Source organism: Acinetobacter sp. HR7 (assembly GCF_000773685.1).
Taxonomy (GTDB): Bacteria; Pseudomonadota; Gammaproteobacteria; order Pseudomonadales; family Moraxellaceae; genus Acinetobacter; species Acinetobacter thermotolerans.
Map to the genome: position 1 here is coordinate 1 of NZ_JPQO01000097.1, position 8,976 is coordinate 8,976.

The following is an 8,976-nucleotide window of genomic DNA, read 5'->3' on the forward strand; positions in this document are numbered from 1 at the left end:
TTTTGCTAGTCTAGAGCCTTATAAATAATCAATATTTTCAAAATATTGGGTTGTGTTTTGAGTCTGTAGTACAGAAAATAATGTGATAGTAAATCAAATCATCAGATGCAGTTTTACTAGCCGCTATGTCCGGTACAAGGCTACCTAAGAACATACCCAATGCCATGATCAATTAAATAAAAAAAGGACACCTTAGATGGGTATCCTTTTATATCAGTGTTTGTTGATTAGAAATCGTAGCGCATACCCAGTGATAGCGCGAGAGCATCTTGACCTGCTAATCCACTAACGCCATTACCTAAACTTCGGCCTTCTTTCCAAGGGGTTAAGTTGGCATTTTTATCATTCAGAGTGGTTGCGACATTACCGTATAAGCGTAGAGCAGGATCAAGTTTGTGTTCCACGCCTAAGGCGATTAAACTCGTGTTCGCATCCTCTCTGTCGACATCCCGGTAAAAATACTCAGTGCGTAGCAGTGTTTTAGGTGTGAATTTATATTCACCTGAAACTCCCCAAACTTGTGCATCTAGACCGCGATCTGAATCATCAAACTGCGCTTTTTGATATAAGGCACCCAAGTTTAAACTTTCAGTGAATTGATAAGAACCTGCGATACGAAATGCATCGCGCCCCGAGTTCGTCTCTTCTGTAGGTGCTGCTGTATTGGCTGAATTTTTACCGAAATTCTGGTAAGCGGCTGCAAAGTCAATGCGATCTTTTTTATAGGTCAGCGCAAGGTCATATGCTTTGCTATCGTCTTTACCAGATCCATCTGCATCCTTGGAATTTTCTTTACCACTGTTCATAGAAATTGCAGCGAGTACATTAAAGCCATTTGCAAATTTGGGTGATTTATATTCCAGTGTATTTTCATTGCGCTCATCGAATTTTAAGTCGCCAACACGCGTTACATTCCGAATATCGCCGATCATATCGCCAAATTGATTGACTGGACTACGTGCAGTTTTAAATGGGCTGTCAAATCGACCTATACGTAATTGACCATATTTCTCATTTTTAAGCCCTACGAAAGTATCGCGTGTAGAAAAATTAATGGCTTTTGAGTCTTGATCCCCACTCGCGAAACTGATTTCCTGTTCAATTTGTGCAAAAACATTTAAATCATCATTAATTTTTTGTTCAACTTTAAAACCTAAACGTGATGAGTTAGAGGATAGTCCAACTTCCTGGTAGTCTTGACCATCATCTAAGTAGTCGAGAGAGACATGTGCTCGCCCATATAATTTGACGTCTGCAGCTGATGCAATCACAGGTGTTAAAATGCTTGCCCCAATGGTAAGTGCGATAGCAGTTTTTTTCATTTTTGCTCCAATAAAGACTTATCGTCGTTTTTAAATGCTGTAGTGATGAGGATCACCACGTCTCTTTTGGAGCCAGTATTGATTTCGAATATGTCAGTATTATTAAGAAAATATTACAAAAATATTAAATAACTCGAATCCCGTTTAAGCCTATGACTACATAATTTGAGTTTAAAGAAAGCTGCTTAAATATATATTCCAATCACACGTAATTGTAAATTTACCTTTTCTGTCCCTGTCATTAAATTGACATCAAAGTTTCATGGTTTTGTCATTTTTTAATGTTGATATAAGTCCGTCAATCTAAATCTATTCAATAAGGAATAAAGAAATGGCAGGACTATCTATCTGGCATGTATTGATTTTTGCAATCGTCGTGATTTTACTTTTTGGTACTTCCAAACTAAAAAATCTAGGAAAAGATGTAGGCGGTGCAATCAAGGACTTCAAGAAATCAGTTCGTGAAGAAGAAACCGAAATAGCTCAACTTCAACATTCCCGTACGATTGATGCTGAAGTTAAAGCGAGTGAGACTTCAATCAAGAATTAAGGTATCGCTATGCTCAATATTGGAATGACTGAGCTCCTGGTCTTTGGCATCATTGCGCTTCTCGTTCTTGGACCAGATAAACTGCCTGAAGCAGCACGTTTCATCGGTAAATGGTCGGCCAAAGTCAAAAGGATCGCTAGCAATATACAAAATGATCTAGACCGTGAATTAAGACTGTCAGAACTGCGCGAGCAAATGCAAACTGAGCTGAAACGTATTCAGGAATTAGAATCAAAAATGCAGGCACAACTAGCGAATACGAACAGCGTTATTCAGCCAACGTTAAAATGTTCTGAAAAACCGATATTAAACAACGAACGTACTTATCAATTCATCACCCAACCTGTTTCTCCAATATATTTACCGCCAACCCAACTGGATAAGGTAACAAAACAAGAAAAAAATTATGCTGATATAAAGGTGGCTGTATGAGTGCTTTACCTTCGACCCAAACGAATAAGGATGCGCAATCAATCCAGTTAGAAGAAATGCCGATTTCGAAACACTTGGTGATTTTAAGAAAACACCTTTTCAAAATTGTAAGTGTACTAATAGTGCTATTTTTATGCTTATTGCCTTTCGCATCGGAAACTTATCAGCTTTTATCGGAGCCTTTGCGTGCTCAGTTACCTGCTAGTTCCACCATGATTGCAACAGATGTAACTGCGACATTCATGGCACCATTTAAATTAAACTTTTTCATTGCTTTGTTTATTGCAATGCCATTTATCCTGTATCAACTCTGGACCTTTATTCGGCCAGCGTTATATACAAAAGAAAAAAGACTCGCTTTACCCCTATTAATCAGCAGTATTGTGCTTTTCTATACAGGTATTGCTTTTGCATATTTGATCGCCTTACCTTCCATACTTCATTTTTTTATCAGCGTATCGCCAGAAACCGTAGCACCGATGACCGATATCAATAGTTATCTGGCATTTTGTCTTAAACTTTTTTTAGTGTTTGGTTTTACTTTTGAAATCCCGATTATCACCCTGTTATTCATCCTGATTGGGATAGTCAGTACACAGACTTTGGTGGAAAAAAGACGGTTTATTATAGTGGGATGCTTTTTTATTGCCATGTTTGTAACACCACCAGACGCCCTGTCCATGATCATGTTAGCGGTGCCAATGTGGTTATTATTTGAATTAGGTTTAACAGCCGGTAAATGCATAGAAAAGGCATCTTTAGAGAAAAAGGAATAAGAAGAAAAAGAACATACAAGAAGAAAAAACTTATGAAGCAGCCTTGGCTGCTTTATTTTTTCTATAAAAATCAATATTATGTTTAATAAATTTGTAATATTAGCTTCACCGATCTGTCATATTTAACCAGTAATTTATTCCTGACTTTAAAACACAACCAAACCTTAGTTATGGGAATAAAAAAATGACAGACTACCTGCCATATGATGAAAATCAGGAATTAGACAATAATAATTCTAACAATCAACACTTTCGGGATATTTTAGAAATATCCGTATCTCGTCGTGACTTGATTGCTAAAACTGCTAGTGGAGCTGCCGCATTAGCTTTAGCCTCTTCTCTCACAGGCTGTGGTAACGATGATAATAATGAATCTACTCTACCACCCACTGAGACAATGCCAAATCCACCTGCCCTTAACCCGGATGCAAAACCTGAGAAACTGAGCTTTAGCCTGGTTGCTAAAAACTTAAACGATATCGTCACTGTACCAGACGGCTATGAGGCTAATGTCCTATACGCACTTGGTGATTCGATTAATCCTGCGTATTCAGGCTGGGATGATAACAATATTCCCAATGGTCCAAGCTTTCAGTTTCGCTCTGGCGATTGCCATGATGGCATGAGCTTTTTTGGCTTGAACATGACCAATGGTCGTTATGATCCAACTGTGTCTGAACATGGTTTACTTGTGATGAACCATGAATATATCAATCCAACTTTCTTACACCCTAAAGGCCCAACCAAAGTTGATGGTCGTCGTCCTGAAGATGAAGTGATTCGTGAGACGAATGCACATGGGGTTTCTATCGTCCATATTCAAAAAGATAGCACCACTCAAAAGGTAGAAATTGTTAAAAATTCGATTTTTAACCGTCGTATTACTGCCTCTACTGTCATGAGCTTTTCAGGTCCTGCAAGTGGGTCAACTCTACTATCTACACGTTTCTCGCCAGGTGGAAAATTAACCCGGGGTACTCATAACAACTGTGGTAATGGCTATACCCCTTGGGGAACATATCTCACCACAGAAGAGAATTTTATTGGATATTTTGTCCGTAGCAAAACGGATGACGATAATCGCCAAGCTCATGAAAAAATAGCTTTAGAACGTTATGGTTTAAAAGCAGGTTCAAGTTCACGTTATGCTTGGGAAACTGCAGTGGGTTCAATTGAACCGCAAGATCTTTATGATCGATGGAATGCGGATGTGACAGCTGATCAGGCAGCAAAGGACTACCGTAATGGACCAAATACTTTTGGTTGGATTGTAGAAATTGATCCCTTTGATAGCCGACAAATGCCTGTGAAGCGTACAGCTTTAGGCCGTTTTGCCCATGAAGATTGTCGCGCAAGTCGGGCTCGTGAAGATGATAATCTGGCTTTCTATATGGGTGATGACTCTCGTGGAGAGTACATTTATAAATTTGTCTCTGACTACAAATGGAATGAAAACGACCGTAATGGTGGTTATGCAGCCGGAGATAAATATATGGACAATGGTAAACTTTATGTTGCCAAATTTAATGCAGACGGTAGTGGCCAATGGATTGAACTGAGTTATGCAAGCAATGGTTTGAACGAGCAAAACACTGTCTATCCTTTTAGTTCACAAGCTGATGTTGTGACCTTTGCCCGACTGGCAGCTGATAGCGTTAGCGCGACCAAGATGGATCGTCCTGAATGGGTTGCAGTTAATCCTGAAAATGGCGAAGTCTATGTAACGCTGACAAACAACTCAAACCGCGGTACTACACATCCTTTAGATACAGCCAATCCGCGTAACTATAGTGATCCTGAAGGTGGTAAGGGTAACGTAAATGGCCATATCATCCGTTTGCATGAAGATGCGGATACAACTACAGCAACAACATTCAAATGGGATATTTATCTATTTGGTGCTGAAGCCCAAATGGCACAAAATATCAACCTATCTGGTTTGAATGATAATAATGACCTCTCATCGCCAGATGGAATGTGGTTTGACCCTCGTGGAGTGCTGTGGATTCAGACTGATGATGGTGCTTATACAGACACCACCAACTGTATGATGCTAGCTGCACTTCCAGGTCAAGTTGGAGATGGTATCCGAACAATAACATCTTCAGGTCAAGAAACGATTGTCGGTGCTCAAGTGACAGACCAGACATTACGTCGTTTCCTGACAGGCCCAAAAGGCTGTGAGATTACAGGGGTAACCATGACACCAGACTATAAGGCTATTTTTGTCAACGTACAGCACCCTGGAGAAGACTCGCGAAGTTATGATAAGCCGACCAGTCATTGGCCTGCTTCACAGACTAACTCGTCTGCCACTTCTCGCCCACGCTCTGCTACTGTAGTCATTACTCGCAAGGATGGCGGAACTATAGCTGGATAAATAACTGACTTATCTCAAAATGCTGGCTTGATGCCGGCATTTTGTGTTTTTTATAAGTTATTGTAATAAATAATAATTTCTTTATGAGGTGAGCTTTTGATTGAGATTGCATATTATGCAATGAGTCTATTTTTTTTTTGAGGCTGTAAAAGTTATTAGGGCTATTCTTTATCTAACACATTGATTGAATAGATAAAAAATATCTACGAAGCTAAGCCACAGTCACGTTAAATAATGAACCGATCCAGGAACTAAACAGCATCGCGATGATGCCCCAAATCATTACTCGAACTGAACCTTTCCAGATACTTACTCCGCCTGTATAACTCGCCAGTGCTCCTGTAATTCCCAGGCTCAAGACACCGACCAGTATTACACCTTTATCTAGGTATTGTTCAGGCAGTAACAAAATTGAAAGTAATGGAAAGAGTGAACCTGTGGTAAAGGCACAGGCGGAAGAAAATGCCGCACGAAACGGTTGCGCAGCGTTACTTTCAGATATTCCGATTTCATCGCGGGCATGGGCGTCTAAAGCATTGTGCGCTGTAAGTTGTAAGGCAACGGTTTGTGCCACATCTGGTGAGAGTCCACGCTTGATATAAATATTTTCAAGTTCTTTCAGCTCATTATCCGGGTGGCGTTTTAGTTCACGTGCCTCCATTGCCAAATCATTCTTTTCAATATCCTGCTGGGATTTAACCGAGATATATTCTCCCGCAGCCATCGATGCTGCCCCAGAAATTAATCCAGCTACGCAAGTCACCAGTAAGGTATGTGTAGAGGCCCCACTCGCTGCCATTCCCACGACCAGACTGGTCACGGAAATAATACCGTCATTTGCCCCAAGTACAGCAGCACGCAACCATCCTGCCCGTTCAAAATAATGCTTTTCACTATGATAAGAATGCCGCACGATGAGCTCTCTTTATTGTTATCAACATTCTTATCCTATAATTATTTCCCTAAAAGAAACAACTATTTATTTTAAGAAAATAACGGTGTGGTCATCTCCCGGATCATGATTCAAAAGATAAAATCATGATGTGTTTTTGAATACTAACTCACTGGGCATCAAACCTATTTAACTCGGTAAAACATATCCTTTATCGCGAATTAAACGCACAGCAGCGTCACACACTTCGGCATCGTAAATTGTCCCACGTCCGCGCAAGATTTCTGCCAGTGCGACATCAGTCCCTAAAGATGCACGATAAGGGCGATGAGTAGCCATGGACTCAATCACATCGGCCACAGTCAAAACACGCGCCTCATGATAAATTTCATCCCCTTTTAATCCTTTTGGATAGCCTGAGCCATCCATGCGTTCATGGTGCTGTGAAATGATTTCAGCAATTGGAATATTAAAAGGTACATCTTTGAGAATTTCATAACCGGCCTGTGCATGCCCTTTCATCATTTCCATTTCTAGTGGTGTAAGGCATGAGGGTTTGGTTAGAATTTCAGAAGGGATTGAGATTTTCCCAATATCATGTACCAGTCCAATTTCTTCCATTTGCAGACAGCGTTTTTCATCCCAGCCCATTTCTTTGGCAATCGCACTGGCGATCAAGCCTACACGGCGTTCATGCCCAGCAGTATACGGATCGCGTAATTCCACCATGGTAGAAACAGCCTGCAAGGTGCCGTACATGGTGGCTTCCAGCTGTTCTAACTGACGGGCAATCTGGTCTTGGACCTGTTTTTGCTCGGTGATGTCTTGAGCCATGACAATTTCGGCAGGTAAGTCATCGTCCCAGGTAATATGGCGGCTATGCAGGGCAAATTCCCGAATTTGGCCATTCTTATGCTGGAACGCAACAATCGACGGCGCATTCGAATCTTCAGGTGCCTCTTGTGCCTGCGTTTCAGGTGTCGCTAAGGTAAATTCCAGAATATTGTGTCCGATGATTTGGCTAACTGATCTGCCCAGCATCGCCGCATAACTTGGATTGACGTATAGATACTGATTGTCACGTAGCACATAAATCCCAACCACAGTCTGTTCGACCATGCCACGGAAGCGTTGTTCGCTATCTCTTAAGGCCTGTTCGGTTTGACGAATGGTTGTCAGATCAGCCCAAGCCAGAATGATATCATTATCAACAATTGTGAGTGTGCGTTGCGCAATACGTTGGCTACCATCTTTGGCGATCAGGGTGATTTCAGGGAATTGCACCTGTTTACCCTCTTTAGCCATTTGTAAGGCAACCTGCCAGTTTTGCTGCATTAACTGTCGTTGTTGTGGATCGGGTGCGACTTGTTTGAGCCAGTCTTCTCGATTTTGAAAATCATTCAGGCTGTATCCTAACCAGTTTTCATAGGCCAGATTGACTGCAACGATGCGTTCATCCGGCATGGAAATGATCTGCATTGGTGCTGGTGACTGAAAAAATACCTGCTTGAAGCGTTGTTCCATGTGTTGTGAATGGTTCTCAGCAATTTGACGGCGCTGTTCAGCGGAAAAGCGTTCAAGTGCAAATGAGAAATCTTTAGACAGATTTTGCAGTAGCTGAATTTGCTCCTGGTCAAATTCTATCTGTCCAGCAGTGTATAAGCCAACAATGCCCCAGAACTGACCTTGAAGGAGCAGTGGCGTTAAAGCTACCTGTTGAACCTGTTGCTGTTTTAAATACTGCTGCCAGATTCGATATTCAGGAGAAATCTTGTCTTCTGGAATATCGTCCAAGGTATAAGTATAGACATCGACATCTGGGCAGGCATGTTTGATATGTTGCAATGGCGGATTTTGATCTTGCTGTAAGGCGATCTGCAAGGTCGGCAATATCTCTGCACTAATATTATGATGGAACTGGAGTACGAGTGGACTTTCGGGTTGATTATCCACCTTCAATGCAATCAAAATTTTGGCAAAACTGCCGAGTTTGAGCAGTACTTGCTGCAACTCAGCTAATAACTGCGGTTGATTCTGGCTATGTGCTATCACCCGGTTGGTTTCACTGAGCAGCTGATATAAATAAGTTAAACGTGCAACCCGCCCCTGAGACTGCAAGCGGATATAAACATCAGTAATCTGACTGCTAATATGATCTATTAAACCTTGTTCTTCATCGAGAAAAACCGGCATCTCTGATATTGGATCATACCAGACGGTTAAGGTTCCGAATTCCTGGGTGTCATTGGCAAAGGCTGATTTCAGACATAAGGTTTCTACTGGAATTTCTTCACCAAAATTGCCCCACTCACTTTGAATATTCAGATGAACGCTTTCTGGATGAGAAAAGCCTGAAGGCATGATATCCATGACTTTTATCAACAGTTCCTGCATATCGCTGTAGGTATGATTACAGAGTTGGTTGATCTGGTTCAGACAGTGAACTTCCTGGGCTCTTTTTTGCACATCCTGTAATAAATGCTGGCGATCCGTAATATCGTGCATGACCATTACCCAGACTGTTTTTTTACCTAGGCTTTTAGCAAACGGCGCGACATGACACTCTATGGTCTTATTGTTCGGTAAATTCAGCTGAACTAAAAAACCTGAGTTCGATGAAATCC

At 41.3% G+C, this 8,976-nt stretch carries 7 protein-coding genes; 4 read left to right on the forward strand and 3 right to left on the reverse strand.

What is annotated here, in order from left to right; all coding sequences use genetic code 11:
- Positions 1-227 precede the first annotated feature (227 nt).
- The gene (locus GW12_RS05560) at positions 228-1,322 is read right to left on the reverse strand and encodes a porin (protein ID WP_034584540.1); all 1,095 of its coding nucleotides are present in this window, start codon (positions 1,320-1,322) and stop codon (positions 228-230) included.
- Positions 1,323-1,653: 331 nt separating this feature from the next.
- Here GW12_RS05560 and tatA point away from each other — a divergent pair, with 331 nt between their 5' ends.
- The 4 genes from tatA to GW12_RS05580 all read left to right on the forward strand — a co-directional run bounded on the left by tatA (position 1,654) and on the right by GW12_RS05580 (position 5,460).
- Complete coding sequence (gene tatA, locus GW12_RS05565) at positions 1,654-1,872, forward strand: Sec-independent protein translocase subunit TatA (protein ID WP_034584542.1); 219 nt, start codon at positions 1,654-1,656, stop codon at positions 1,870-1,872.
- A gap of 9 nt (positions 1,873-1,881) precedes the next feature.
- The gene (tatB, locus tag GW12_RS05570; RefSeq protein WP_034584544.1) at positions 1,882-2,304 is read left to right on the forward strand and encodes a Sec-independent protein translocase protein TatB; all 423 of its coding nucleotides are present in this window, start codon (positions 1,882-1,884) and stop codon (positions 2,302-2,304) included.
- Positions 2,301-3,080 (forward strand): twin-arginine translocase subunit TatC, encoded by a 780-nt coding sequence (tatC, locus tag GW12_RS05575; RefSeq protein ID WP_034584546.1) that lies wholly within the window; start codon positions 2,301-2,303, stop codon positions 3,078-3,080. The genes tatB and tatC overlap by 4 nt, the downstream gene beginning before the upstream one ends.
- Positions 3,081-3,264: 184 nt before the next feature.
- Positions 3,265-5,460 (forward strand): PhoX family phosphatase, encoded by a 2,196-nt coding sequence (locus GW12_RS05580; RefSeq protein WP_034584548.1) that lies wholly within the window; start codon positions 3,265-3,267, stop codon positions 5,458-5,460.
- 211 nt (positions 5,461-5,671) lie between these two features.
- On the opposite strand, the gene GW12_RS05585 is transcribed toward GW12_RS05580, so the two are convergent.
- Positions 5,672-6,373: a VIT family protein gene (locus GW12_RS05585; RefSeq protein ID WP_034584550.1), complete on the reverse strand. Its 702-nt coding sequence runs from the start codon at positions 6,371-6,373 to the stop codon at positions 5,672-5,674.
- 168 nt (positions 6,374-6,541) lie between these two features.
- A partial coding sequence (locus GW12_RS15180; protein ID WP_052127884.1) for an HD domain-containing phosphohydrolase occupies positions 6,542-8,976 on the reverse strand: 2,435 nt, incomplete at its 5' end.